This window comes from Streptomyces sp. NPDC001410, from assembly GCF_042895235.1.
GTDB lineage: Bacteria > Actinomycetota > Actinomycetes > Streptomycetales > Streptomycetaceae > Streptomyces.
This window is the reverse complement of the sequence record NZ_JBIAWE010000004.1, coordinates 340,582-366,204: the sequence shown is the minus strand read 5'-3', so window position 1 is coordinate 366,204 and position 25,623 is coordinate 340,582. Positions and strand designations below refer to the sequence as shown.

Below are 25,623 nucleotides of genomic sequence, written 5' to 3'. Positions count from 1 at the left end.
GGCAGTCATGCGCACCCCCCAGGTCGTCGTCGTGATGGGCGTCGCCGGGACGGGCAAGACCACGATCGGTCCTCTGCTCGCCGCCCGGCTGGGCGTCCCGTACGCCGAGGGCGACGACTTCCACCCCAAGGCCAACATCGACAAGATGTCGGCCGGGATCCCGCTCCAGGACGCCGACAGGTGGCCGTGGCTCGACGCCATCGGTCACTGGGCGCACGGGCGGGCCGGGCTCGGCGGGGTGGTCAGCAGCTCGGCGCTGAAGCGGTCGTACCGGGACCGGCTCCGGGCCGTGGCGCCCGGGGTCGTGTTCGTGCACCTCACGGGCGACCGCCGGCTCATCGAGGACCGCATGTCCCACCGGCAGGGTCACTTCATGCCGACCGCCCTGCTGGACTCCCAGTTCGCCACCCTCCAACCCCTGGAGTCCGACGAGCAGGGAGTCGCCGTGGACGTCAGCGGCAGCCCCGAGGAGATCACCGATCGAGCCGTGAAGGCACTCGACGCGCTTTCCGACACATCCGCGTAGCACCCCACCCCCGTCCCCCGTACCTGCAAGGGAACCCCCGTGACCAGACTCAGCGTCGAGATGCTGGCAGCGGACACCGTCCAGCCCATCACCTCGGCCGGCCACGCTCAGCTCGGCATCGCCGTCCTGGCGGGCATCGCCGTCATCGTCCTGCTCATCACCAAGTTCAAGCTCCACGCCTTCCTGGCGCTGACCATCGGGTCGCTGGTCCTCGGAGCCGTCGCCGGGGCACCGCTGGACAAGGCCATCACCAGCTTCACCACCGGGCTCGGCGCCACGGTGGCCGGCGTCGGCGTCCTGATCGCGCTCGGGGCGATCCTGGGCAAGCTCCTCGCCGACTCCGGCGGCGCCGACCAGATCGTCGACACGATCCTCGCCAAATGGGGAGGTGCAGGGCCGGAGGCCCTTCCCCAGAAGGGTGGCGGCGGGCGACGGGCGGGAGGTCGTGCGATGCCGTGGGCGATGGTGCTGATCGCGTCCGTGGTCGGCCTGCCGCTGTTCTTCGAGGTCGGCATCGTGCTGCTGATCCCGGTCGTGCTGATGGTCGCCAAGCGCGGCAACTACTCCCTGATGCGCATCGGCATCCCGGCGCTGGCCGGTCTGTCCGTGATGCACGGCCTGATCCCGCCGCACCCCGGCCCGCTGGTCGCGATCGACGCGGTCGGCGCCAACCTGGGCGTGACCCTGGCGCTCGGCATCCTCGTCGCCATACCCACGGTGATCATCGCCGGCCCTGTCTTCTCCCGGTTCGCCGCCCGCTGGGTGGACGTCCCGGCCCCCGACCGCATGCTCCCGCAGCGCGCCTCCGAGGAGTTGGAGCGCCGGCCCGGCTTCGGCGCGACGCTCGCCACCATGCTGCTGCCCGTGGTGCTGATGCTGGCCAAGGCGCTGGTGGACATCGTCGTCGACGACCCCACCGACATGACCCAGCGGGTCTTCGACGTCGTCGGCTCCCCGCTGATCGCGCTGCTCGCCGCGGTCATCGTCGGCTTCTTCACGCTGGGCCGGGCCGCCGGGTTCGGCAAGGACCGGCTCCAGCAGACGGTCGACAAGGGCCTGATGCCCATCGCGGGCATCCTGCTGATCGTCGGCGCGGGCGGCGGCTTCAAGCAGACGCTGATCGACTCCGGCGTCGGCCAGATGATCCTGGACATCTCCAAGGACTGGTCGATCCCGGCGCTGCTGCTGGCCTGGCTGATCGCGGTGGCGATCCGGCTGGCCACCGGCTCGGCGACGGTGGCGACGATCTCCGCGGCCGGTCTGGTCGCGCCGCTCGCGGCCGACATGTCGACCACCCACACCGCCCTGCTGGTCCTCGCCATCGGCGCCGGCTCGCTCTTCTTCAGCCATGTCAACGACGCCGGCTTCTGGCTGGTGAAGGAGTACTTCGGGCTGAGCGTCGGACAGACCGTCAAGACCTGGTCGGTGATGGAGACGATCATCTCGGTGGTCGCCGGCGGACTGGTCCTGCTGCTGTCCCTGGTGATCTAGGAGCGGTACGGCCATGACGGCTCACCCCCTCTTCGACATCGGCGGCCGTACGGCCCTGGTCACCGGCTCCAGCCGCGGCATCGGCCTGGCACTGGCCCGGGGCCTGGCGGAGGCCGGCTGCACGGTGGTCCTCAACGGGCGCGACCCGGACCGGCTGGCCGAAGCGGCCGCGGAACTGGCCGGGGACCGCATCCACACGGCGGCCTTCGACGTGACCGACGGTCCGTCCGTGGCCGCAGGGATCGCGGACGTCGAGGAGCGGGTGGGCCCGCTCGACATCCTCGTCAACAACGCGGGCATGCAACTGCGCGCCCCACTGCTGGAGTTCACGGACCCGGACTGGCACCGGATCCTGGACGCCAACCTCACCAGCGCGTTCCTGGTCGGCCGCGAGGCGGCCCGGCGGATGACGGAACGCGGCCACGGAAAGATCATCAACATCTGCTCGCTGCAGAGCGAGGTGGTACGGCCCGGCATCGCGCCGTACGCGGCGACCAAGGGCGCGCTGAAGATGCTCACCAAGGGCATGTGCGCCGACTGGGGCCCGTACGGCGTCCAGGTCAACGGGCTCGGACCCGGCTACATCGAGACCGAGCTGACCCGGCCCCTCGTCGAGGACGAGGAGTTCAGCGCCTGGGTGCGCCGCCGCACCCCGGCCGGCCGCTGGGGCCGTACCGAGGACCTGGTGGGCGGGCTGCTCTTCCTCGCCTCGCCCGCCGCGGACTTCGTCGGCGGGCAGATCCTCTACGTCGACGGCGGTATGACGAGCGTGCTCTGAGAGGGGCGGCGGACATGCTGGGTTGTGTGATCCACGGCGCGGGGGAGCTGCGCGTGGCGGAGCTGCCGGTACCCGAACCCGGGCCCGGCCAGGCCCTGGTGGCCGTACGGTACGGCGGTGTGTGCGGCTCCGACCTGCACTACTGGCGGCACGGCGGGGTCGGCGACTTCCGGCTCAGGGAGCCCATGGTGCTCGGGCACGAGGTCGTGGGCACCGTGGTCTCCTACGGCCCCGGAGCCACCGGTCCGGCTCCGGGTACGGCCGTCGCCGTGCACCCCGCCACCCCCTGCGGCCGGTGCCCGGAGTGCGGCGCCGGGCGGGCGAACGTGTGCCGGGACACCCGGTACCTCGGCAGCGCCGCCCGCTTCCCGCACGTACAGGGCGGGTTCGCCGGCCAAGTGGTCGTACCGGCCCGACAGTTGAGGCCCCTTCCGGACGGGCTCGGGCTGCGGCGGGCGGCGCTCGCCGAACCGCTCGCCGTGGCGCTGCACGCGATGCGGCGGGCCGGGGACGTGTCCGGCCGGCAGGTGCTGGTGACCGGGGCCGGGCCGATCGGATGCCTGGTCGTCGCCGCGGCGAAGGCGGCCGGCGCGGCCCGTGTGACGGCGACCGACCTGCTGCCCGAGGCACTCGGGTACGCGGCCCTCGCCGGCGCCGACACCCTCGTCCGGGCCGACGACCCGGACGACACCGGGTGGCCGGCCGAGGCGGACGTGGCCGTCGAGGCCTCCGGGGTGGCCGCCGGCCTCGACACCTGTCTACGGCTGGTGCGGCGCGGCGGCGTGGTCGTCCAACTCGGGATGCTGCCGCCAGGACAGATCCCCTTCCCCGGGAACCTCCTGGTGAGCCGGGAGATCGAGCTGCGCGGCGCGTTCCGCTTCGACACCGAGTTCGACGAGGCACTGCGCCTGCTGGCGGCCCGCGCGGAGTTCGACGGGCTGATCAGCGCGGTCGTTCCGGTACGGCAGGCCGAGGCGGCGTTCGCCCTGGCCGCCGACCGGAGCCGGTCGTGCAAGGTGCTGCTCGACTTCGAGAGCTAGACGGCCGCCCGCGTGCCCTGCATCGGCAGCGGCGGCAGTGCCGCCCCGTACACCCACGCCTCGAACAGCCCGTCCACCGGCTCGTCCGCGAACCGGGCCACGTGCGCCGTGAACGCCGACGTCGTCACCGAACCGTTCCGGTGCAGCCGCACCCAGCTGCGCACCATGAGGAAGAACGCCTCGTCGCCCAGCGCGCAGCGCACCGCGTGCAGGGTCAGGCCGCCCCGCTCGTAGAGCCGGTCGTCGAACATCGACTTGCGGCCCGGGTCGGCCAGCCGGAGGTCCTGCGGCAGCGTGGACAGCAACCGGTGTGCGGCGGCGGCCAGTTGCTGGGCGCTGCGGCCGCCCGAACGCTCCGACCACAGCCACTCCGCGTACTTGGCGAAGCCCTCGTTCAGCCAGATGTGCCGCCAGTCGGCGATGGACACGCAGTTGCCGAACCACTGGTGCGCCAGCTCGTGCGCCACCAGCCGCTCCGAACCCCGCGCCCCGTCCACGTGGTTGGAGCCGAACAGCGACAACCCCTGTGCCTCGACGGGCACATCGAGTTCCTCCTCGGTCACCGCGACCGCGTACTCGTCGAACGGGTACGGCCCGAACAGCTCCTGGAACAGCTCCATCATCGCGGGCTGCCGCGCGAAGTCCCGGGAGAACTCGGGCAGCAGCTGCGCCGGGATGTGCCCGTGCTGCGGGATGCCGCCCGGCCCCGGGTCGCCCAGCAGCACCGTCTGGAACTTGCCGATCGCGAGACCCACCAGATAGCTGGACGTGGGCGCGGCCTGCTCGTACACCCAGGTGGTCGTCGAGGCCTTCGTCGTACGGGTCAGCAGGCGCCCGCCCGCGACCACCGCGTACGCCGACGGCGTGGTGACCGAGATCAGGTACGACGCCTTGTCCGCCGGCCGGTCGTTGCACGGGTACCAGGTCGGCGCCCCGATCGGCTGGCTCGCCACCAGCGCCCCGTCCGACAGCTCCTCCCAGCCGATCCCGCCCCAGGGGCTCGACACCGGGCCGGGGTTCCCGGACCAGTGCACCTCGACCGTGAAGGCGGCCCCGGCCCGCACCGGCTTGGCCGGGCGGATGCGCAGCCTGCCGCCACGGTGCGTGTAGTGCGGCTGCCGGCCGTCCACCCGCACCCGGCCGATCTTGAAGTCGGCCAGGTTGAGCTGGAACTCGGTGAGCGCCGTCCGTCCCGCGATGGCGTTGATCCGGGCGGTGCCCGCCAGCCGGTTCGGGCCCGGGCGGTAGTCCAGCGTGAGTTCGTAGCGGTGCACCCGGTAGCGGGAGTCACCGTTGTCCGGGAAGTACGGGTCCGGGCCGACCGACTGCTGAACTGCCACTGCTCTGTCCGCTCCCTGCGCTGTGCCACCACTCCGTGCCGGTGCACCGCTCACCGAGCCCGAAAAGGCTGCGCTCACGGACGCCACGCCTCGATCGGGTTGCCGAGCCAGCGGGTGTCGTCCGGGACGGACTCCGCGGCCATGACGAGCGACGCGGGACCCAGGGTCGTACGGGCCCCGACCGTGCTGCCGGGCAGCACGATCCCGCCAGGACCCAGCGTGGCGCCCTCACGGAGGACCACAGTATCCGTCCGCAAGATCCGGTCGTGGAAGAGGTGAGTCTGCAGGACGCAGCCGCGGTTCACGGTGGCCGCGTCCTCCAGGGTCACCAGGTCCGTCTCCGGCAGCCAGTAGCTCTCCACCCAGACGCCCTTGCCGATACGGGCGCCGAGCCCGCGCAGCCACGCCGTCATCACCGGGGTCCCCGGCACGGCCCCGGCCAGCCACGGCACGGCCAGCACCTCGACGAACGTGTCCGCCAGCTCGTTGCACCACACGAAGGAACTCCACAGCGGATGCTCCCCGGTGCGGTGCCGCCCCACCAGCAGCCACTTCGCCACGATGGAGGTGAGCGCGGCCGCGGCCCCGGCCGCGAGCAGCACCAGCCCCGACAGCAGCGGCGCCCACGGCCCCAGCGCACACAGCGCCGCCACCGTCAGCACGGCCAGCCCCGCCGAGCAGAACACCGGCACGATCCGGCACAGCTCCACCAGACCGCGCGCCCACAGCAGCCGGGCGGGCGGCTCGTAGGTACGGCTCTGGTCCCCGCCGGCGGCACTGCGCGGCAGCTTCACCGGCGGCAGACCCAGATACGAGGTGCCCTTCTTCGCCTTCTTGGGCGTCGCCGACAGCACGCCGACCAGGCCGCCGTCCGGCACGCTCCGCCCCGGCGCGGTCATCCCGGAGTTCCCGAGGAAGGCCCGCCGCCCGATCTCCGCGCGCCCGATCCGCACCCAGCCGCCACCCAGCTCGTACGGCGCGGTCAGCGTGTCGTCCGCCAGGAAGGCCCCGTCGCCGACCGTGGTCAGGCTCGGCAGCGCGAGTACGGTCGACACCTCGGCGCCCCGCCCGACGCGCATTCCCAGCAGCCGCAGCCACACCGGCGTGACCAGCCCGGCGTACAGCGGGAACAGCGTCTCGCGGGACCGGTCCATCAGCTGCGTCACGGTCCACGCCTGCCAGCCGACCCGGCTGTGCGTCGGGTGCGTACCCTCGCGCAGTCCCAGGCTGAGCAGGCGTACGGCGATCAGGATCAGCAGCGCGTACGCCAGCCCGAAGGCCAGCGTGGCCGGGACGAGCGCGAGCGCGGCTCCACGAAGGGCCTCGGTGAGTCCGGCCCCGGGTGCCACGAAGACACGAGCGACCAGCAGCGCGGCCACACCCGCCGACACCGGCATGGCACTCAGCGCAACGCCCGTCACGCCGTACATGACCCGCCAGTACGTGCCCCGCTGCGGCCGCTCCTTCGGCCAGTTGCGCTTGGCCTTGCCGAGCTTGACCGCGGGCGCGCCCGCCCACCGCTGACCGGTGGGCACCTGCCCGGTGACCGCCGACCCCGGCGCCACCTCGGCCCGCTTGCCGACCCGCGCGCCCGGGAAGAGCATGCTGCGCGTCCCGACGACGGCGTGCGCGCCGACCCGCACCGGACCGACCTCCAATCGGTCACCGTCCAGCCAGTACCCGCTCAGGTCCACCTCGGACTCCACGGCGGCCCCGCGCCCCAGCCGGAGCAGGCCGGTGACCGGCGGCAGCGAGTGCAGGTCCACCTCGGGCCCGATCCGTGCGCCCAGCGCCCGCGCGTACCGCTCCAGCCACGAGCCGGTCAGCGAGGTGGCGCCGCTGAACTCGGCCAGCCGCTCGGCGGTCCACAGCCGCAGATGCACGCTCCCGCCCCGCGGGTACCGCCCGGGCGCAAGGCCCCGCAGCAGCAGCCGCGCCCCGCCCGCCGCGATCGCGATCCGGCCGGGCGGGCTGAAGAACAGCAGCGCGCCGACCGCGAGCAGCCACCAGGGGGCGGTCGGCAGCCAGGCGTAGGCGGGCAGCAGGTTCCCGACGGCGGCCAGGACCACCGTCCAGCGCAGCCCGAGCAGCGTGAGCAGCGGGACGAGCAGCAGGAGCTGGACGGCCTGGGCGCGCACCGGCACCGGAGCGACCGTCCGCTGTGCGCCGTCGTCCTGCGCCGAGGCCTCCAGGCGCCGGGCCAGCTTGCGCAGGGTGGGCTGCTGGTAGATGTCGAGCACGGCGGCGCTCGGGTAGCGGGTGCGCAGCCGGGTGGTGAGCTGGGCGGCGGCCAGGCTGCCACCGCCGATCGCGAAGAAGTCGTCGGAGGCGCTGGTCACCGGGATGCCCAGCACCCCGGCCCACTGCTCGGCGAGCCAGGCCTCGGTGCCGTACAGATCGGCCTTGGGGGCCTCCACGCCCTCCAGCGGCCACGGCAGGGCGTTGCGATCCACCTTTCCGGACGTCCGGGTCGGCAGCTCGGCGACGGGCGCGAGCAGCGGCACCAGCGCGGCGGGCAGCTCCGCGCGCAGCTTCTCGACGGCGGCCGCCTGGTCCCAGCCGTCCTGGGTGACGACGTACCCGACGAGGAGCTGGTTGCCGCTACGGGCGGTGCGCACCGCGGCGGCGGCCCCCGCCACACCGGGCAGCGCCTGCAGCGCGGCGTCCACCTCGCCCAGCTCGATCCGCCGCCCGCCGAGCTTGATCTGCTCGTCGGCCCGCCCCAGGAAGATCAGTCCCTCGGGCTCGGCCTTGACCAGGTCACCACTGCGATACGCCCGCTCCCAGCCCAGCGACTCCAGCGGCGCGTACTTCTCCGCGTCCTTCTCGGGATCGAGATACCGCGCGAGCCCGACCCCGCCGATCACGAGCTGCCCGCTGTCCCCCAGGGGCACGGGCTCCCCGCTCTCGTCGACGACGGCCAGCTCCCACCCGTTCAGCGGCAGCCCGATCCGCACCGGCTCCTCACCCGTGAGCAGCGCCGCACAGGCCACGACGGTCGCCTCGGTCGGCCCGTAGGTGTTCCAGACCTCGCGCCCCTCGGTGACCAGCCGCTGCGCCAGCTCGGGCGGGCAGGCCTCGCCGCCGAAGATCAGCAGCCGTACGTCGCCCAGGGCCTCGGGCTCCCACAGCGCGGCCAGCGTGGGCACGGTCGACACGACCGTGATCTCCTGCTCGACCAGCCAGGGCCCCAGATCGGCACCGCTCCTGACCTGCGACCGGGGCACGGGCACCAGACAGGCGCCGTACCGCCAGGCCAGCCACATCTCCTCGCAGGACGCGTCGAACGCCACGGACAGCCCCGCCATCACCCGGTCGCCGGGCCCGATCGGCTCGTCGGTGAGGAAGAGGGCCGCCTCCGCGTCCACGAACGCGGCGGCGCTGCGGTGCGTGACGGCCACGCCCTTCGGCTTCCCGGTGGACCCGGAGGTGAAGATGATCCAGGCGTCGTGCTCGACACCGGGCCGGGCGGCGGGGGAGCCGGCGGCGCCCTGGGTGGTGACGGTGTGCCCGGCCCCGATGACGGCCCGTACGGCCGCCTCCCCGAACACCAACTCGGCCCGCTCGTCCGGGTCCTCGGCGTCCACGGGGACGTAGGCGGCACCGGCGGCGAGCACGGCGAGAATCGCCACGTACAGCTCGTTGGTCCCGGAGGGAACCCGCACCCCGACCCGGTCCCCGAGCCCGACGCCCGCCTCGGCGAGCCGCCGCCACAACCGCTCCACCTCCACGGCCAGTCCGCGGTAGGTGAGGCGGTGGGTGCCGTCGTCCAGGGCGAGTTCGTCGGGGTACGACCGCACGGAGGCGTCGAAGATGTCGACCAGCGTGCGCGGTGAGGCGGCGGGCCCCGCGGAGAAGCGTGCCCTGTCGCCGAACTGCGTGCGGAACTCTTCGTCGAGCAGGCCGAGAGCGCTGCTCTCGTCTATGGCTGCCATCGGTCCTCGCGTCTCGATCCCGGAAGCCTCCGGGGCGCTGGCGGGCCCGCAGGTCTGCCTGGGGTTGTCCGGCTCCAGCTCGGTAACAAGCCGGAAATATTAGTACGACGCTAGGCTCCGCCACTTGGTCCAGCCACCCGGCAAGGCTGTCCGGGTGACCGGGGGCGGACTGGACCGACGCTGCTGACCTGCTGTTTTCATGCCCCACGAGAGATGCCCCACACGCACCGCAAGGGAGCGGACACACAGGGCAATTCGTGTGGCCGTCAGCTCCCGCCGCCCGCCGCGAACTCCGCCACGAGTTCCCGCAGGGGCTGTGCCGCCTGCTCGGGCGCCAGCCGGGTGTCGATGCCCAGGACGCGGATGGTCCCGAGGTGCCGCCCGCCCGGTCCGTCGATACGCACGGTACGGCTCGTGGCACCCTCCGGACTGGGGTGGACGAGGGCGGCGAGCGGGGCGTCCGGTGTGGTGTATCCGGCGATGTACGTGAGGAGCTGATGCCGGTTGCCGGCGCTGAGCCGCTTCCCGTCGTACCCGATGTACTTGGCGTCGACGGGCAGGAAGCGCGCCCGAGGATCCTCGAACCGCACCAGGACGTCGGGCCGGAAGGGCTGCGGGTACGGGCCGGTCTCGTCGCTCGTCCTGATGGCACGGCCGCCGGTGACGTCCACATGTCGCCCGCCGAAATCGGCCGCGGCCCGGGCGGCCATCCGTCGTACGACGCGTTCCCAGAGCAGGTCCATCCCCAGGAGCAGGCTTCCCGCAGGCAGGCCGCGGTCGCACAGCAGGTCGGTGAGCCCGCCACCGCCGAACACCAGCCTGGCCCAGGAGTGGGAGGCGCGGTAGCGGGAGTTGTGCCGGGTGTAGCGGGCGCGAGCCAGAAGACGGGACGGCGTCACCTCAGGCCGCGGACGAGGGAAGTGCTCGGCCGTGTCGCGCAGGGCCCGGGCCAGGCTCGCGTCGGTGGCCAGCGGTATCGCAGCGTGCAGTGCGGCGCCGCAGATGAGGTTCTCCCAGATGTCCACCTGCCGTTCGAAGGTCCGCACGTGCAACTGGTCGACCACGCCGTACCGTTGCGTCAGCTGCGCCCGCAGGTCCAGTTGCCCGCGCAGCACGGGCTGCACCTGCTCCGTGCGTACGTAGTCACGCCGCAGGCCCTCGGTGAGCAGGGCCCGGCATTCCATGAGCAGGGCGTGGGGGACGGCGTCGGCATAACCGGCCTTGCCCGTCAGCCATTTCCTGGGGGTGGGGTCGTGCGGCACGGGTGTGTCGCGCGCATAGCACAGCCAGGAGATCAGCCGGGTGCCGGAGATGGTCATCTTCGGTGTGATGATGAGCCGTACGCGCTCCAGTCTGAGTACCCCGACCGTGGACTCGGCCTCCAGGTGCCAGCCGTTTCGTGTCTCGCGCAGCCGAAGCCGCTTCTTGGAGAGGAGCGGTTCGAGGGTGCGGCGATCGGCCTCGGTGAGTTCGTCCCGCTCCAGAACGGCGGACTTGTGCTCCTCCAGCGGGACATCCCTGAGCCCCGAGCGGCGCTCACCGCTCGACGGCATCGTCCGGCTCCGTGAACTCGGCGGCCAGCTTGTTGGGGAGGTCCTGCGGTGTCATACGCGCGATACGGCCGGAGTCCGGGTCCACGAGGTCGCCCAGAACGGCCCGCAGCGGCTCGGGCCGGCCCATGCCGTGGTCCTCGATCTGCGGCACGATGTCGTGGTAGAAGACGGCGCTGAGCTCCTCCTCCGTGGTGACGGGCCGGTCCTCCCGCAGCAGGAAGGCCTGACCGATCTGCTGGTCGGGGCCGAACTCCCGGACCAGCCTGGTGTTCAGCCCGGCGAGGAACGCCGCCAGGTCGAGCGCGCCCACGGAACCCTCGACGGAGTCCAGATCGGGCGGCACCTCCAGGAACGCGAAGCGCCGCCGGATCGCCGCGTCCAGGTGACCGACGCTGCGGTCGGCCGTGTTCATCGTCCCGATGATCCGGACGTTGTGCGGAATGCCGACCTGCCGCCCGCTGACGGGCAGGGTCACGGGGATCGCCCGCTTGTCGAGCTCCAGCAGCGTGACGAGTTCACCGAGGATGCGGGGCAGGTCCCCGCGGTTGATCTCGTCGACGATCAGGAGGAAGGTCCGGTCGGGCGCCTTCTCGGCCGCCGCGCAGATCCGCAGGAAGATCCCGTCGCGCCGCTTGAGGTTCAGCCCGGCCTGGTCCGAGGCCGGGTCGGGCTTGTATCCCTCGACGAAGTCCTCGTACCCGTACGACGGATGGAAGGTCACCAGGGAGACCTCGGTCACCTCGTCGGTCCCCGCGGCGGGCAGCAGGCTCGTCACGGCCGCCGAGCGTTCGGCCGGCGGCGCCTCGATGGCGTCCGGCCGCCCGGTCAGCGCCAGCGCGGCACTCAGGGCCAGCCTGGTCTTGCCGGTGCCCGGCGGACCGAAGAGGATCACCTGCCCCTTGTGTTCCAGCGCGTCGAGCACGTCCTCGACCGCGCCGGGAACCTCCACCGACACCGGCGTCACGGCCGGCATCGCGCGTCCTTCCCTGATGCGCCGCAGGAGCTTCTCGGGGACCTTCGCGAAGGTGGGCTGCCAGGCGTTCTCGGGTGACGGGAAGACCTGGGCGTAGCTCTCGTCCCAGGCCACGGGCACCTTGTGCCGGAACTCGGGGTACGACTCGTCGTAGGTGTAGCCGCCGGTGACCTCGCCGAGCGCGAGCACCTCCGACTTGCCGCGGTTGGCGACGACAAGGTCGCCGGGTTCGAGGTCGCGATAGGTCAGCAGCTGCCGCGCGAGCCGCAGATTCCCGCCCGCCGACTGCGGCCAGACGTTGTCCAGCGCCTGTTTGAGTTCCGTGTCGCTCTCGTAGTCACCGAGATCCCCCACCTCGTCCCAGCCGACCCGGATGTGCTGTCCCTCCCGGCACTCCTCCCACAGCCGGGCGTTCTGCCCGGGGGCGATCTTCCAGATGTCGCGGCGCCTGGGCTTCGGGGAGAACTCGCCGTACAGGAACCGCATGACCTCCAGGGGGTGCCATCCGTCGAACTCGGGCCTGGCGCGGACGAGGGCGAGCAGATCCCGGTTGGCCTGCCAGGAACGGACGTTCCCGTAGGCCTGATGCCCGGTGCCGCCGAGCAGATCCGTGAAGTGCCGGATGTGGGAGGCCGAGTAGATGGGCAGGAAGTCGTCCGGGAAGTAGGTGGCCAGGGACTTGGTGACCAGCGCCTGCCCGTAGGACAGGGTGTCGAGGTCGTCGATGGCGCGGAAGTTCCCGGCCCGCACGAGGGCGAACGCGGCGACGAACTGCTCGCGCACCACGTCCCACGCCTCGTCCGCGTGCACCTTCCGCAGCTGGGCCGGCATGCGCCACTCACTGGTCCGCCGGCTCCGGTAGATGATGTGCTTCGCCGCGCTGCCGCCGCGGATGCTGCCGAGCGCATCCGTCCCGTACTCCATCAGCCAGCAGAACGGGCGGCCGAGCGCCGGGTCGTAGGGCGTGCCGAGTGCGTATCGGCGCAAGGGCAGACGGGGCCAGTCGTCGAGCGGAAACCTCTCGACCACCCGCTGCCGGACCTGCTCGGCCCGCTCCAGTAAGTCCCTCAGCGCCGCCCGGTCGAAGTCCCGGGCCGCTGCTTCCACGCTCTTCTCGTCTGCCACCGGCCCATGATCCACCCCGGGGGCCGGCCGGAGGAGGGGAACGAGGAAAAGCAGAGGGCCCCTGATGAACAGGGGCCCTCACTGGTGTCCGAGGGGGGACTTGAACCCCCACGCCCGATAAAGGGCACTAGCACCTCAAGCTAGCGCGTCTGCCATTCCGCCACCCGGACAAGGTGTCTGTCGTGCGGGGTTTCCCTCGCTGCGACGAAGGAAACATTACCAGGCTTTCGGGGGTGGCTGATCACACCCCGTCCGGCTGCCCCGGTCCCGCGTGAACGGCGTGTGACGGGCCGGGACCGGTCTTGGGCCCGGGGCCGGGCCGGAGAGAGGATGAGGGGGACCACCAGCAGACAGCGGAAGGACGCAGCGTGAGCGAGACGGACACGGCGAAGGGCGTCACCGGCGAGGACGAGGTCGTGGACCTCTGCCGCGAGCTGATCCGGTTCGACACCAGCAACTACGGCGACCACTCGGGCCCCGGCGAGCGCACGGCCGCCGAGTACGTCGCGGAGAAGCTCGCCGAGGTCGGGCTGGAGCCGAAGATCTTCGAGTCGCACCCGGGACGCGCCTCCACCGTGGCCCGGATCGAGGGCGAGGACCCCTCCCGGCCCGCGCTGCTCATCCACGGCCACCTGGACGTCGTACCGGCCAACGCCGACGACTGGACCCACCACCCGTTCTCCGGTGAGGTCACCGACGGATGCGTCTGGGGGCGCGGGGCCGTCGACATGAAGGACATGGACGCCATGACCCTCGCGGTCGTGCGCGACCGGCTGCGCAGCGGGCGGCGGCCGCCGCGGGACGTCGTGCTCGCCTTCCTCGCCGACGAGGAGGCCGGCGGCACGTACGGCGCCCGCCATCTGGTCGACCGGCACCCGGACCTGTTCGAGGGCGTCACCGAGGCGATCAGCGAGGTGGGCGGCTTCTCCTTCACCGTGAACGAGCAGCGGCGGCTCTATCTGATCCAGACGGCCGAGAAGGGCATGCACTGGATGAAGCTCACCGTGGCCGGCACCGCCGGGCACGGGTCGATGATCCACCGGGACAACGCCATCACCGAGCTGTCCGAGGCCGTCGCCCGGGTCGGCCGGCACAAGTTCCCGGTGCGGGTCACCAAGACCACCCGGGCCTTCCTCGACGAGCTGGGCGACGCGCTCGGCACCGAGCTGGACCCGGAGGACATGGAGTCCACCCTGGCCAAGCTCGGCGGCATCGCCAAGCTCATCGGCGCGACCCTGAGCAACACCGCGAACCCCACTCAGCTGAACGCCGGTTACAAGGTCAACGTCATCCCGGGCGAGGCCACCGCGCACATCGACGGACGCTTCCTGCCGGGCCACGAGGAGGAGTTCCTCGGCGACCTCGACCGGCTGCTCGGACCGCACGTCCGGCGCGAGGACGTGCACTCCGACAAGGCGCTGGAGACGAGCTTCGACGGTGCGCTCGTCGAGGCCATGCAGTCCGCGCTGCTGGCCGAGGATCCGACCGCCAAGGCGATCCCCTACATGCTCTCCGGCGGCACCGACGCCAAGTCCTTCGACGACCTCGGCATCCGCGGCTTCGGCTTCGCGCCGCTCAAGCTGCCGCCGGAGCTGGACTTCGCCGGCATGTTCCACGGCGTGGACGAACGGGTGCCGGTGGACGGACTGAAGTTCGGCGTGCGGGTCCTGGACCGGTTTATCGACGCGTCGTGAAGTCTTGGGCGCAGGTATTCGGGCGCCCGTACGAGATCGACTGAGAAGAGTGAATGCGACGATAAGCTCGTAGCTCCATTACTCCCTCCTCGTTACAGGTGATGCGATGCCGCACTGTGGATCGCATTTGCCTACAAGGAGGAATAATGATCAAGAAGGTCGTCGCTGCCGCCGCTGCCACCGGTGGTCTGGTTCTCGCCGGCGCGGGCCTGGCCGTTGCCGACTCGGGTGCCCAGGGTGCCGCCGTGCACTCGCCCGGCGTCGTTTCCGGCAATGTCGTCCAGGTGCCCGTGCACGTCCCGGTGAACGTGTGCGGCAACACGATCAACGTGATCGGGCTCCTGAACCCCGCCTTCGGCAACACCTGCATCAACGACTGACGCCGACTTTCTGAAGAGCGTCTATCACGAGCCGTCGGCCTCGGGGCGCACGCCATGCGCTCCGAGGCCGACCGGTCTTTTTACCGCGGAACTCCTTTCCGTGGAATGCACGGAGAATCGAAGGCAGGGGGGAATCCAGAAATGCGACAGAGCACCCGCAAGGGCCTGATGACCATGGCGGCCGCCACCGGTGTGATCGCCGCCGCGAGCGGCTACGCACAGGCCGACTCGGGCGCGATCGGCTCCGCGGCCGGCTCGCCCGGCGTACTGTCCGGCAACACGGTGCAGGCGCCGGTACACGTGCCGGTGAACGTCTGCGGCAACACCGTCAACGTGGTCGGGCTCCTCAACCCGGCCGTGGGCAACAAATGCGCCAATCATGGCGGCGGCGACGCGGGGGGTCACGGCGGGTCCGGTGGCTCCAGCGGCTCCGGCGGTGCGCACGCGGGCGGCGACACCAGTGACTCGCCGGGCGTCGGCTCGGGCAACACCGTCCAGGTGCCGATCGACGTCCCGGTGAACGTGTGCGGCAACAGCGTGGACGTCGTCGGGGCAGGCAACGCCACCACGGGCAACGACTGTGCCAACGGCGGCGGTCAGCAGAGCCAGCCGCCCGGGAATCCGGGCGAGCCGGGGCATCCCGGGCAGCCGGGTCAGCCGGGGCACCCGGGCCAGCCCGGTCAGCCGGGCCACCCTGGCACCCCGGGCCATCCCGGTACGCCTGGTCACCCGGGTACGCCCGGTCAGCCTGGGCACCCGGGAACTCCGGGCCACCCGGGGACCCCGCCCGCAGGCGGCGGCCACACCCCGAACGGCTCGTCCCAGGTCAAGCAGCAGGGCGGACACACCAGCACGTACCTGAACACCGACCAGCTCGCCCACACCGGCAGTGACCTGCCGCTGGGCCTCGCGCTGCCGGCGGGCGCGGGCGCGCTGCTCGCGGGCGTCGTGCTGTACCGCAAGGCCCGGGCCTCGGCGTAGCGCGACAGCGGCCGGACAACGGAGCGGGCCCTGCCAGGACGGCGGGGCCCGCTCCGTTCATGCGTGCCGCCTCACCACGTGGCCCGCACCTGGCGGATGATCCGTCGGCGCAACCGCACCCTGCGGCTGCCGTCTCGCAGCAGGCTCAGTCGGTCCAACTCCCAGTGTCCGTACTCGGCATGGTCCGTCAGCAGACGTGTCGCGTCCTTGCGGGACACCCCGCGCGGTACGTACACGTCGACAAATTCGTATTCCGGCATCGCATCTATTGTGCGGGCTGGTGCCCGGTACGGATAGCGTCTGCACTATGTCTGATGCTGCGCAGCCCACCGCTGCCGAGGTACGCGCCGCCGCCGAGGCGGTCAAGACCGCGCTCGACCGTCACCTGGCGGCGGTCGAAGCCAGGTCGGGGGAGGACGACCCGGCCGTCTACGAGGCGTTCAACGAGCTGGCCGCGGCCGCCGAGGTGTACGACGAGCTGCTCTACGACCGCTACGACGAGGTCACGCCCTTCGAGATCCCCGGTGCGGACGACTCGCTGCCGCCGTACGCGGGCCCCGAGGAACCGAACGCGATCAGTGTGCTGATCCGACGCGACTACGCCGTGGCGGAGCCCCAGCGGCTGCTGGCGCAGGCCCAGCGGGTCGAAGCGGTGGAGTACGAGGACGACGGCGGCGCGGGGGAGGACGCCGCCGGTACGGTCCACGGGGCGCTGGGCGTCCTGTTCGGCGAGTTCGAACCGGACGAGATCGCTTCCCGGCACAAGGAGTTCGGCCTGGAGGAGGGCGACTCCACGCTCTGGGTCACGGCCGCGGACGAGCCGGCCGAGCCCGGGGAGTGGCTGGAGGCGCCGTTCGAGCAGGTCGACCCGCAGCGGGTGGTGTGCCGGTTCGACGTCAGCGCGGTGTTCGACGAGGACGTCTCCGACGACATCGAGGAGGAGGACGACCTCGAGTTCGACGGCGACGAGGACCGGGACGAGGACCAGGACGAGGACCTGGAGCCGATCGACGCCGAGCGGTGAGCCGAGGCGGCGGTGCCGTGGGGCCGGACGCCCGTACGGCACCTCCCCCACTGCCTCAAGGGCGTGGGGGGACCCCCAGATCCGCCGTTGCGGCTGATCGGCCTTGCGGCTGATCGCCGTTGCGGCGGATGAGTCGTCAGCCGGCCGGCGGGACCTGCGTGCGCAGCAGCGTCTGCAGGCGCGTCGAGCGGGGCTTGGCCGAGACCTCGGCGACGGCCTTCGGCAGGGCCTGCTCCACACCGTGCACCACCGACAGATGCCGCTCCGCCCGGCCGAACGCCGTGTACACCCAGGGTCTGCTGAGCGTCTGCGCGGCGTCGCCGGGCAGCACGACCACCGCGGCCGGCCAGCGGCCGCCCACCGCCTGGTGCGCGGTCAGCGCCCAGCCGTGCCGTACGCACTGCTCCACCCGCTCCCGCGGTACGACGACGGGAGCGCCCGCGCACTCCAGGTGCAGCCCGTCGGCGTCGGCGTTCACCACCCGGCCCGGCACCGTACGGCCCGGGGCGGGGGAGTAGGCGATCCGGTCGTCGGCGTCGAAGCCGCCGAAGCGGCCGGGGCCCGGGTTGAGGCGTTCCTTCAAAGCGGAGTTGAGCGCCCGGGTGCCCGCCGCGCCGCCGTGGCCCGGGGTGATCACCACGGTCTGCTCGGCCGGCACGCCGATGGCCCGTGGCACCGAGTCCGCGACCAGCTGCACGGTCCGGTGCACGGCCTCGCCGGCGTCCCGCACCGGGACGATGACGATCTCCTTGCCGGGCGCCTCGACCTGGTTCAGCTCGCCGACGCCGATGCCGGAGACCAGCTCGCCGAGCGGGCCGGGGTCCGGGGTGCGGGAGGCGATCTGCGGGCAGGCACGGGCCGCGAGCAGATCGGCGAAGACCCGCCCGGGTCCGGCCGACCACAGCACCGCGGGGTCGCCGCTCAGCACCAGACGGGCGCCGTCGGGCAGCGACTCCACCAGCATCGCGGCGCTCTCCACATCGAGTTGGGGCGCGTCCAGCACGATCAGCAGGTCGAGATCCAGGGCGCCGTCGGCGTCCCGGCCGGGGCCCTCGGCACCGGACAGGAGACCGGCGACGGCGCCCACGGCCTCCTCCGCTCCCCCGCCCACCAGCGCGGCGAGGCGACGGCTGCCGTCGGGGGTGTGGCAGACGGCGAAGGCACGCAGACCGGCGGAGCGGGCGGCGCCGAGCAGGGCGGCCGGTTCGGCGCGGGCCGCCTCGGCGCCGGTGTGCAGCACCAGGCCGTGCCCGGCGACCGCGCGGGCCAGCTCGGCAGCACCGCCGGCCGCCCCGGCAGCGGCCGCCTCCCACCGCTCGGCAGCTTCCTTGGAGGTCGAGTTGACCAGGCGTGCCAGGCCGTCGGCGAGGCTCTCCTCGGCGAGCGCGTACCGCTCCAGGCCGACGAGGACGCGGACCGGGCGCTCCTCCTCCTCGCCGTCCTCCTCCTGCGGGGCCGGGGCGCCGGGCTCCTCCAGGGCGTCCTGGAAGACCAGCGCCTCGCCCTCGGCGATGGTGTCCTGCACGGCCGCGTCCGCGTCGGGCACGCCCCGCTGGGCCAGGGCCGTGGTGAGCGCCGGCAGTTCCAGGGCGGTGTGCCCGGCCAGCGCCGCCTGCTCCAGCAGCCAGACGGCCAGCGCGCGGACCCGCCGCCCGTCGTCCGGGCCGCACGCCGCGCCGAGCAGCGCCCGCGCGAACCCGTCCGCCTGCTCCGGCCGTACGCTGCCGATCCGCAGCAGCTGCCAGGGGTCCTCCCGGAGGGCGGTGTCGGCGCCCTCGCCGAGGGCTGCCGCCACCTGGGGCGCGAAGGCCTCGGGTGCGCCGCCCTCGCGCAGCACACGCCGCACGGTCTCGACGGCCTCGGCGGCCGGGGCAGCGGGTGCGGCGGCCACCGGGGCGGGCTGCGCAGGCCGTACGGGCGCCGGGGCGGGTCGGCGCGGGGCCGGCTCCGGCTCGGCGAAGGCCGTGGCGACCGGCTTCTCGCCGCTCTCCACCGCGCGGACCGCGGCGAGCAGGTCGGCGGCCTTGCCGCTGAGCTTGGTGCCGCTCTCGATGGGCCCCTTCTTCTCCGCCTTGCGTCGCTCGATCCGCTCCCGCTCGACCTGCTGCGCGGCCAGCTCGGCCGCGGCCTCCGACCGCTCGGGCGCGGCTGCGCCCTCGGCCGTCTCGCCGGCGGTGGTCTCGCCCTCCGCGGTCTCGGCAGCGGCGGTCCCCCGGCTGTCGTCGGCCGCCGTGTCCTGCTCCGGGGTTTCCGGGCTCTCCGGGTTCTCCGGGGTCCCCGGCCCGGTGTCCTCCGTGGTCTCCGGCTCCGTGCTCACAGCGTGCTCCAGTCGTGATCGGGATAGCGGTGCACGGGCGCCGACACATCGTCGAGCGCCCGGCAGATCTCGTCAGGAAGATTAAGCGCCTCCACTGACAACGCCGCCGTGAGCTGCTGTGCGTTGCGCGCGCCGACGATCGGGGCGGCCACTCCGGGCCGGTCCCGGACCCAGGCGAGGGCGACCTGGAGCGGGGTGACCGCGAGCCCGTCGGCGGCCGTTTGTACCGCGTCCACGATGCGCGTCGCGGTGTCGTCGAGATACGGCGCGACGAACGGCGCCAGGTGCTCGGAGGCGCCGCGCGAGTCCGCGGGAGTGGTGTGCCGGTACTTGGCGGTCAGCACGCCGCGGCCCAGCGGGGAGGAGGGCAGCAGGCCGACGCCCAGGTCGAGCGCGGCGGGCAGCACCTCCCGCTCGACGCCGCGCTGGAGCAGCGAGTACTCCAGCTGTGTGCTGGCCAGCCGGGTACGGGTGCCCGGCGCGGCGAGCTGCCAGGTGGCCGCCTTGGCGAGCTGCCAGCCGCAGAAGTTGGAGACGCCCGCGTACCGGGCGCGACCACTGCTCACCGCCAGGTCGAGGGCCTGGAGCGTCTCCTCGAGCGGGGTGTCGGGGTCGAAGGCGTGGACGTGCCAGATGTCGACGTAGTCGGTGCCGAGGCGGGCCAGCGACGCGTCCAGGGCGGCGAGCAGATGGCCGCGGGAGCCGTCGAAGCGCCGGTCGGGGTCCGGCACGCTGCCTGCCTTGGTCGAGATCACCAGGTCCCGGCGCGGCACCAGTCCGTCCATCAGCTGTCCGAGCAGATACTCCGCCTCGCCGTCGCCGTACACGTCCGCGGTGTCGACTAGGCTTCCGCCGGCCTCCCAGAACGCCTTCAGCATGTCCGCGGCGTCGTGCTCGTCGGTGTCCCGGCCCCAGGTGAGGGTGCCGAGTCCGATCCGGGACACGCGCAGGCCTGTGCGGCCGAGATGCCTCTGCTCCATGTGCGCGAGATTACTGGCCAGAACTGGTGCGGTGGGTTGCCTGTGGACAACTCCGTCCGGTGTGATCGGCAGGGCCGGGTGCCCCCGATCCCCGGCATGCCCTGCCCGTCGGCCCCGACCCCGCGCTATGGTCTCCGCCAAGCGACGTTACTCACGGGTAAGGGGAATCGGCCATGCAGCTCGGGATCAACCTCGGCTACTGGGGTGCCGGGATGGACGCGGACAATCTGGCCGTGGCGCAGGAGGCCGAGCGGCTGGGGTACGCCGTGTGCTGGGCCGCCGAGGCGTACGGCTCCGACGCGGCCACGGTGCTCACCTGGGTCGCCGCCCAGACCGAGCGCATCGACGTCGGCTCGGCCATCTTCCAGATCCCGGCCCGGCAGCCGGCGATGACGGCGATGACCGCGGCGACGCTGGACTCGCTGTCCAAGGGTCGCTTCCGGCTCGGCCTCGGCGTCTCCGGGCCGCAGGTCTCCGAGGGCTGGTACGGCGTCAAGTTCGACAAGCCGCTGGCCCGCACGCGCGAGTACGTGGAGATCATCCGGAAGGCGATGACGCGCGAGCGGCTGTCGTACGAGGGCGAGCACTGGACGCTGCCGCTGCCCGGCGGTCCGGGCAAGCCGATCAAGCTGACCGTGCACCCGGAGCGCGAGCACATCCCGCTGTACATCGCCGCCATCGGCCCCAAGAACCTGGAGCAGACCGGTGAGATCGCCGACGGCGCGCTGCTGATCTTCCCCGCGGCCGAACACCTCGAGGACACCGCGGTCAAGTACCTGCGGGCGGGCCGGGAGAAGGCCGGCAAGACCCTCGACGGGTTCGACATCTGCCCGACGCTGCCGCTCGCCGTCGGCGACGACAAGGACGTACCCCGGCTGGCCGACACCTTCCGCCCCTACACGGCGCTGTACGTGGGCGGCATGGGCAGCCGCAAGCAGAACTTCTACAACCAGCTCGCCCAGCGCATGGGATACGAGAAGGAAGCCGCCGAGATCCAGGACAAGTACCTGTCCGGGGACAAGGAGGGTGCCGCGGCCGCCATCCCGCAGGACCTCATCGACAAGACCACGTTGCTCGGCTCGGTGGAGCGCATCGCCGACCGCATGAAGGCCTACGCCGCCGCCGGGGTCACCACCCTCACCCTCGCCCCCGCCGGCTTCACGCTGGACGAGCGGCTCGCCTCCCTGCGGGCCGGCACCGAGGCCATGGAGCGCGCCGGGCTCGCCTGACAGGGGGAGTTTTCCGCGGCCGTGGTGGGGGCTCGGGGGTCTTCCCCGCCACGGCCGTCACGGGGAACAACGCGCCGGGCGCCGCGCGGTTACGACCCCGGTGCTACGCCTTTCGGCCGAGTCGGCCCGCGCAGCTGTTGCGGCTCCACTCTGTCCGCATTTGACTCGTTCTTTGCGGAATCCTGCAGAGAGGTGTCTGCCATGTTCTCGGCCAAGAGTCTGTTCCAGGAGATCCTCGACGACGACGAGTCCTTCCGGCTCTTCTGCTCCATCGCCGCCAGCGGGGAGTCCCAGGGCGGTTGGGAGAACGGCCGGATCTCCGCGCTGGTACCGCAGAGCGAACGGGCGATGGCCCCCAAGATCGCCCGGCACGGTGCCGACGAGGACAAGCACGGGCGCATCTTCCACGCCCTGCTGAAGAAACGCGGCCTCACCCCGGTCCCGGTCCCGCCCGAGACCGACTACACGATGCTCCTGGAGCGCGAGGGCATCGGTCTCGCCCACGACAAGCTCCGGCGGGACGAGCCGCTCACCGTGCGGGACGTCATCGTCTACCTCTCGCACAGCCGGGTCACCGAACAGCGGGCCTCCGAACAGATGGAGATGCTCCGCAGATACTTCGGCGACCATCCCGAGGTCGGCAGGGCGGTACGGATGATCTCGGGCGACGAGGACAACCACCTCGCCTACGCCCACGAGGAACTGCTCCGCTTCGCCGCCGCCGGACAAGGCCGGCTCATCCAGCGCACCCTGCGCGAGTGCGCGCTCGCCGAGATCCGTGTCTACCGCGACGTCAGCCTCGCCGTGATGGCCCACATGGGCCGCATCCTCGGCTGGCCGCGGGCCAGGTCCGCGGCCCTCGCGGCCGGTATCCACGCCGTGTACGCCTACGAGCGGCTGGCGGGCTGGCACCGCATGGTGAGCCTGCGCATGCCCGAGCACCGCAACGCCCTCGGCGGGCCCGCCACCCCCGCCCCCGAGTACGTCTGAGCCGCGTTCACAGCCAGCCGCGCCGCTTGAAGGTCCGGTACAGCAGCACCTCCAGGGCGACCAGCAGCAGGATCACCGCCGGGTAGGACCACAGCCAGTGCAGCTCGGGCATGTGGTCGAAGTTCATGCCGTAGATCCCCGCCAGCATGGTGGGGATCGCGGCCATCGCCGCCCAGGCCGAGATCTTCCGCATGTCGTCGTTCTGCCGCACGCTCATCTGCGCCAGATGCGCCGACAGGATGTCCGACACCAGCCGGTCCAGGCCCTCCACGGACTCGTTCACGCGCGCGAGGTGGTCGTTCACGTCCCGGAAGAAGGGCCGCGCCTTCTCGTGCACGAAGGGCACCGCGATGCCGAGCGCGCCGGTACCGGCCAGCCGGGTCAGCGGCACCGCCAGCGGCACGGTGGCCCGGCGGAACTCCAGGATCTGCCGCTTGAAGGTGTACACCCGGGACGCGGTGTGGCGGGTGCCGCCGCGCTCCGGCTGGAACACCTCGGCCTCCAGTTCCTCCAGGTCCGTCTGCAGCTCCGTCGCCACCTCCAGGTAGTGGTCGACGGTGGCGTCGGCGATCGCGTACAGCACCGCCGTGGGGCCCTTGGACAGCATCTCCGGGTCCTCCTCCAGCCGGTGCCGCAGGGCGGCGAGCGGCGAGCCCTCGCCGTGCCGGACGGTCACCACGAAGCCGTCGCCGATGAAGACCATGACCTCGCCGGCCGAGACGGTGTCGCTCTCCTGCTCGTACACCACCGGCTTGAGGACCATGAACAGCGAGTCGTCGTACACCTCCAGCTTGGGCCGCTGGTGCGCCTTCAGGGCGTCCTCGACCGCCAGTGGATGCAGCGCGAACTCCTGGGTGACCAGGTCGAACTCCCGCTCCGACGGCTCGTACAGCCCGATCCACATGAAACCGCCGGCCGCCCGTGCCTCGTCCAGGGCGTCGGACAGGTGCTCCGGGCCCTCGGTACGGTGACCGTCCCGGTAGATGGCGCAGTCCACGATCACGGAGCGCATTCTCCCCTCACCGGGCCGCCTGCGCACCTCGTGATGCGCTTACGCTGGGCCGCATGCCCACGCTGATCCTCGTCAGGCACGGACGGTCGACCGCCAACACTTCGGGCGTGCTCGCCGGGTGGACGCCAGGCGTCGCCCTCGACGAGCGGGGGGCCGCACAGGCCGCCGCGCTGCCCGGCCGCCTCGACGGGCTGCCGATCTCCGAGGTCGTCGTCAGCCCCCTGGAACGCTGTCAGGAAACCGTACGGCCGCTGCTGGAAGCCCGGCCCGGGCTGCGCGCCCACACCGACGAACGGATCGGTGAGTGCCACTACGGCGACTGGTCCGGCCGCAAGCTCGCCGAGCTGAAGGACGAGCCGCTGATGGAGGTCGTCCAGGCCCACCCCTCGGCCGCGGCCTTCCCCGGCGGCGAGTCGATGCGGGCCATGCAGACCCGCGCCGCCGAGGCCGTACGCGAGTGGAACGCGCGCGTGGAGCGCGACCACGGCGCCGACGCCGTCTACCTGATGTGCTCGCACGGCGATGTCATCAAGTCACTGGTCGCGGACGCCCTCGGACTGCATCTCGACCTCTTCCAGCGGATCTCGGTGGAGCCGTGCTCCGTCACCGCGATCCGCTACACCCGTCTCAGGCCGTTTCTCGTTCGTCTCGGCGACACCGGCGATTTCGCCTCCCTTGCCCCGCGCGAGGAACCTCCGGGGGAAGACGCACCGGTCGGGGGCGGTGCGGGCGCACCGTGATCGTCGGGCGCAGTAGGGTGAAGCGATCCGTACAGTCGCCTTCACGCAGGGCCCGCACCGCACCCACTCTCGAATCCAATGGAGACAGGACGTGTCCCGTCAGGTGTTCCTCTACGATCCGCCGGACCGCTTCGTGGCGGGCACGGTAGGACTGCCCGGACGCCGTACGTTCTTCCTCCAGGCCACCGCAGGCTCCCGGGTGACCAGCGTGGCTCTGGAGAAGACCCAGGTGGCCGCGCTCGCCGAGCGTATGGACGAGCTGTTGGACGAGGTCGTACGCCGTAGTGGCGGCAGTGCGGCCGTCCCCGCCATGGCCCCCACGGAGGTCGCCGACACCGGCCCGCTGGACACCCCCATCGAGGAGGAGTTCCGGGTCGGCACCATGGCCCTGGCCTGGGACGGCGAGGAACAGCGCATGATCGTGGAGGCCCAGGCCCTCGTGGAGCTGGACGCCGACACCGAGGAGGACCTCGCCGAGGCCGAGGAGCGGTTGCTCCAGGACGAGGAGAACGGGCCCCCCATGCTGCGGGTCCGGCTGACCGGCGCGCAGGCCAGGGCCTTCGCCAAGCGCGCCCTGGACGTCGTCAACGCCGGGCGGCCGCCGTGCCCGCTGTGCAGCCTCCCGCTCGACCCGGAAGGACACGTATGTCCGCGCCAGAACGGATACCGCCGCGGAGCGTGACCGCCGCCGAACTGCTCACCAACGGTGAGCTGAAGGTGCGCGGCCGCATCCGCGAGGCGTCCAACGCGGCGCTGTTCTGCACGGTCGTCCACGACGGGCAGGAAGCATCCTGCGTGTACAAGCCGGTCGCCGGCGAGCGCCCGCTGTGGGACTTCCCCGACGGCACCCTGGCCGGCCGCGAGGTGGCCGCCTACGAGGTCTCCGAGGCCACCGGCTGGGGGCTCGTCCCGGCGACCGTGCTGCGCGACGGTCCCTACGGCGAGGGCATGTGCCAGCTGTGGATCGACGTGAGCGCCGAGGCCGAACTGCTCGCCCTGGTCGACGGCGAGGAGCCCGAGCCCGGCTGGAAGGCGATCGGGTTCGCCGAGGTCGGCGAGGGCCGCACCGCGCTGCTGGTGCACGCCGACGACGAGCGGCTGCGCCGCCTCGCCGTCCTGGACGCGGTGATCAACAACGCCGACCGCAAGGGCGGCCACCTGCTGCCCACCGTGGACGGGCGGCTCTACGGCATCGATCACGGGGTCGCCTTCAACGTCGAGAACAAGCTCCGCACGCTGCTGTGGGGCTGGGCCGGTGAGCCGCTCACCCCGGAGGCCGTCGAGGTGCTCCAACGGCTGAAGAAGACCCTTTCCGACGGCGGGGAGCTGGCCGTGCGGCTGGCCGGACTCATCACGACGGCCGAAATCGATGCCACGCGCGCGCGTGTCGAGGCGTTGCTGGCCGCCGGCCACCACCCGGAGCCGAGCGGGGAGTGGCCGGCGATCCCCTGGCCACCGGTGTGAGCACATCCGGGGCCGATGTACAAGAAGGCCCGACGGGCCATCCGGCCCGAT

21 protein-coding genes and 1 tRNA gene are annotated in these 25,623 nt (G+C 72.2%); 13 read left to right on the top strand and 9 right to left on the bottom strand.

Translation table 11 applies throughout. The annotated features are described in order from the left end of the window. Positions 1–7 precede the first annotated feature (7 nt). From ACFY3C_RS11080 to ACFY3C_RS11065, 4 genes are read left to right on the top strand one after another with little or no spacing between them, the layout of a single operon-like run. A complete protein-coding gene (locus ACFY3C_RS11080; protein WP_390770539.1) occupies positions 8–526 on the top strand; it encodes a gluconokinase in 519 nt (172 codons plus the stop codon). A 39-nt stretch (positions 527–565) separates the two neighbouring features. Continuing rightward, positions 566–2,017 carry a GntP family permease gene (locus ACFY3C_RS11075; protein ID WP_390770538.1) on the top strand — a complete coding sequence of 484 codons (1,452 nt, stop codon included), beginning with the start codon at positions 566–568 and terminating at the stop codon, positions 2,015–2,017. A gap of 13 nt (positions 2,018–2,030) precedes the next feature. Next, positions 2,031–2,795: an SDR family oxidoreductase gene (locus tag ACFY3C_RS11070; protein WP_386574660.1), complete on the top strand. Its 765-nt coding sequence runs from the start codon at positions 2,031–2,033 to the stop codon at positions 2,793–2,795. Positions 2,796–2,809: 14 nt separating this feature from the next. Continuing rightward, the gene (locus tag ACFY3C_RS11065; protein WP_390770537.1) at positions 2,810–3,835 is read left to right on the top strand and encodes an L-idonate 5-dehydrogenase; all 1,026 of its coding nucleotides are present in this window, start codon (positions 2,810–2,812) and stop codon (positions 3,833–3,835) included. Here the strand turns inward: ACFY3C_RS11065 and ACFY3C_RS11060 are convergent. The 5 genes from ACFY3C_RS11060 to ACFY3C_RS11040 form a co-directional block, all read right to left on the bottom strand. Further along, entirely contained in the window at positions 3,832–5,175 is a 1,344-nt protein-coding gene (locus ACFY3C_RS11060; RefSeq protein WP_386574662.1) for a M1 family metallopeptidase, read from the bottom strand. The two genes, ACFY3C_RS11065 and ACFY3C_RS11060, sit on opposite strands and share 4 nt — an antisense overlap. Positions 5,176–5,249: 74 nt before the next feature. After that, positions 5,250–9,110 (bottom strand): Pls/PosA family non-ribosomal peptide synthetase, encoded by a 3,861-nt coding sequence (locus ACFY3C_RS11055; protein WP_390770536.1) that lies wholly within the window; start codon positions 9,108–9,110, stop codon positions 5,250–5,252. A gap of 266 nt (positions 9,111–9,376) precedes the next feature. Continuing rightward, entirely contained in the window at positions 9,377–10,663 is a 1,287-nt protein-coding gene (locus ACFY3C_RS11050; protein ID WP_390770535.1) for an McrC family protein, read from the bottom strand. Continuing rightward, entirely contained in the window at positions 10,647–12,761 is a 2,115-nt protein-coding gene (locus tag ACFY3C_RS11045; protein WP_390770534.1) for an McrB family protein, read from the bottom strand. The genes ACFY3C_RS11050 and ACFY3C_RS11045 overlap by 17 nt, the downstream gene beginning before the upstream one ends. An 82-nt stretch (positions 12,762–12,843) precedes the next feature. Further along, positions 12,844–12,931: transfer RNA gene (locus tag ACFY3C_RS11040), tRNA-Leu, on the bottom strand. 198 nt (positions 12,932–13,129) lie between these two features. On the opposite strand from ACFY3C_RS11040, the gene ACFY3C_RS11035 reads away from it, so the two are divergent. From ACFY3C_RS11035 to ACFY3C_RS11025, 3 genes are all read left to right on the top strand, one after another. Further along, positions 13,130–14,455, top strand: coding sequence for a M20/M25/M40 family metallo-hydrolase (locus ACFY3C_RS11035; protein WP_390770533.1), 1,326 nt, complete (start codon positions 13,130–13,132; stop codon positions 14,453–14,455). 146 nt (positions 14,456–14,601) lie between these two features. Further along, a complete protein-coding gene (gene chpH, locus ACFY3C_RS11030; RefSeq protein ID WP_386574668.1) occupies positions 14,602–14,835 on the top strand; it encodes a chaplin ChpH in 234 nt (77 codons plus the stop codon). A 141-nt stretch (positions 14,836–14,976) separates the two neighbouring features. Beyond that, positions 14,977–15,816, top strand: a complete 840-nt coding sequence (locus tag ACFY3C_RS11025; protein ID WP_390770532.1) for a chaplin family protein — start codon at positions 14,977–14,979, stop codon at positions 15,814–15,816. A gap of 71 nt (positions 15,817–15,887) precedes the next feature. On the opposite strand, the gene ACFY3C_RS11020 is transcribed toward ACFY3C_RS11025, so the two are convergent. Next, entirely contained in the window at positions 15,888–16,076 is a 189-nt protein-coding gene (locus ACFY3C_RS11020; RefSeq protein ID WP_005485166.1) for a DUF5703 family protein, read from the bottom strand. 47 nt (positions 16,077–16,123) lie between these two features. Between ACFY3C_RS11020 and ACFY3C_RS11015 the strand changes: the two genes are divergently transcribed. After that, on the top strand, positions 16,124–16,840 hold the full coding sequence (locus ACFY3C_RS11015; protein ID WP_386574671.1) for a hypothetical protein: 717 nt from the start codon (positions 16,124–16,126) through the stop codon (positions 16,838–16,840). A gap of 136 nt (positions 16,841–16,976) precedes the next feature. Here the strand turns inward: ACFY3C_RS11015 and ACFY3C_RS11010 are convergent, their stop codons facing one another. Both ACFY3C_RS11010 and ACFY3C_RS11005 read right to left on the bottom strand, forming a co-directional pair. Beyond that, on the bottom strand, positions 16,977–19,157 hold the full coding sequence (locus tag ACFY3C_RS11010) for a helix-hairpin-helix domain-containing protein (protein WP_390770531.1): 2,181 nt from the start codon (positions 19,155–19,157) through the stop codon (positions 16,977–16,979). Next, on the bottom strand, positions 19,154–20,137 hold the full coding sequence (locus ACFY3C_RS11005) for an aldo/keto reductase (RefSeq protein WP_386574674.1): 984 nt from the start codon (positions 20,135–20,137) through the stop codon (positions 19,154–19,156). Before ACFY3C_RS11005 ends, ACFY3C_RS11010 begins: the two co-directional genes overlap by 4 nt. A gap of 173 nt (positions 20,138–20,310) precedes the next feature. On the opposite strand from ACFY3C_RS11005, the gene ACFY3C_RS11000 reads away from it, so the two are divergent. Both ACFY3C_RS11000 and ACFY3C_RS10995 read left to right on the top strand, forming a co-directional pair. Continuing rightward, positions 20,311–21,366: an LLM class F420-dependent oxidoreductase gene (locus ACFY3C_RS11000; protein ID WP_389187688.1), complete on the top strand. Its 1,056-nt coding sequence runs from the start codon at positions 20,311–20,313 to the stop codon at positions 21,364–21,366. Positions 21,367–21,567: 201 nt separating this feature from the next. After that, entirely contained in the window at positions 21,568–22,356 is a 789-nt protein-coding gene (locus tag ACFY3C_RS10995) for a ferritin-like domain-containing protein (protein ID WP_390770530.1), read from the top strand. A gap of 7 nt (positions 22,357–22,363) precedes the next feature. On the opposite strand, the gene corA is transcribed toward ACFY3C_RS10995, so the two are convergent. Then, a complete protein-coding gene (corA, locus tag ACFY3C_RS10990) occupies positions 22,364–23,359 on the bottom strand; it encodes a magnesium/cobalt transporter CorA (protein ID WP_386574680.1) in 996 nt (331 codons plus the stop codon). 62 nt (positions 23,360–23,421) lie between these two features. On the opposite strand from corA, the gene ACFY3C_RS10985 reads away from it, so the two are divergent. From ACFY3C_RS10985 to ACFY3C_RS10975, 3 genes are all read left to right on the top strand, one after another. Beyond that, complete coding sequence (locus ACFY3C_RS10985; protein ID WP_386574681.1) at positions 23,422–24,108, top strand: histidine phosphatase family protein; 687 nt, start codon at positions 23,422–23,424, stop codon at positions 24,106–24,108. A gap of 91 nt (positions 24,109–24,199) precedes the next feature. Next, the gene (locus tag ACFY3C_RS10980; protein ID WP_386574682.1) at positions 24,200–24,790 is read left to right on the top strand and encodes a DUF3090 domain-containing protein; all 591 of its coding nucleotides are present in this window, start codon (positions 24,200–24,202) and stop codon (positions 24,788–24,790) included. After that, positions 24,754–25,572, top strand: a complete 819-nt coding sequence (locus ACFY3C_RS10975) for an SCO1664 family protein (RefSeq protein ID WP_390770529.1) — start codon at positions 24,754–24,756, stop codon at positions 25,570–25,572. The genes ACFY3C_RS10980 and ACFY3C_RS10975 overlap by 37 nt, the downstream gene beginning before the upstream one ends. Positions 25,573–25,623: the final 51 nt, after the last annotated feature.

What these genes read in the sequence shown, in the direction of transcription:
- ACFY3C_RS10995 (WP_390770530.1), top strand. Translation starts at nt 21,568, where the DNA reads ATGTTCTCGGCCAAGAGTCTGTTCCAGGAGATCCTCGACGACGACGAG.
- ACFY3C_RS11020 (WP_005485166.1), bottom strand. Translation starts at nt 16,076, where the DNA reads ATGCCGGAATACGAATTTGTCGACGTGTACGTACCGCGCGGGGTGTCC.
- ACFY3C_RS11000 (WP_389187688.1), top strand. Translation starts at nt 20,311, where the DNA reads ATGCAGCTCGGGATCAACCTCGGCTACTGGGGTGCCGGGATGGACGCG.
- ACFY3C_RS11080 (WP_390770539.1), top strand. Translation starts at nt 8, where the DNA reads ATGCGCACCCCCCAGGTCGTCGTCGTGATGGGCGTCGCCGGGACGGGC.
- ACFY3C_RS11050 (WP_390770535.1), bottom strand. Translation starts at nt 10,663, where the DNA reads ATGCCGTCGAGCGGTGAGCGCCGCTCGGGGCTCAGGGATGTCCCGCTG.
- ACFY3C_RS11005 (WP_386574674.1), bottom strand. Translation starts at nt 20,137, where the DNA reads ATGGAGCAGAGGCATCTCGGCCGCACAGGCCTGCGCGTGTCCCGGATC.
- ACFY3C_RS11070 (WP_386574660.1), top strand. Translation starts at nt 2,031, where the DNA reads ATGACGGCTCACCCCCTCTTCGACATCGGCGGCCGTACGGCCCTGGTC.
- ACFY3C_RS10975 (WP_390770529.1), top strand. Translation starts at nt 24,754, where the DNA reads ATGTCCGCGCCAGAACGGATACCGCCGCGGAGCGTGACCGCCGCCGAA.
- ACFY3C_RS11025 (WP_390770532.1), top strand. Translation starts at nt 14,977, where the DNA reads ATGCGACAGAGCACCCGCAAGGGCCTGATGACCATGGCGGCCGCCACC.
- ACFY3C_RS11015 (WP_386574671.1), top strand. Translation starts at nt 16,124, where the DNA reads ATGTCTGATGCTGCGCAGCCCACCGCTGCCGAGGTACGCGCCGCCGCC.
- chpH (WP_386574668.1), top strand. Translation starts at nt 14,602, where the DNA reads ATGATCAAGAAGGTCGTCGCTGCCGCCGCTGCCACCGGTGGTCTGGTT.
- ACFY3C_RS11055 (WP_390770536.1), bottom strand. Translation starts at nt 9,110, where the DNA reads ATGGCAGCCATAGACGAGAGCAGCGCTCTCGGCCTGCTCGACGAAGAG.
- ACFY3C_RS11065 (WP_390770537.1), top strand. Translation starts at nt 2,810, where the DNA reads ATGCTGGGTTGTGTGATCCACGGCGCGGGGGAGCTGCGCGTGGCGGAG.
- ACFY3C_RS10985 (WP_386574681.1), top strand. Translation starts at nt 23,422, where the DNA reads ATGCCCACGCTGATCCTCGTCAGGCACGGACGGTCGACCGCCAACACT.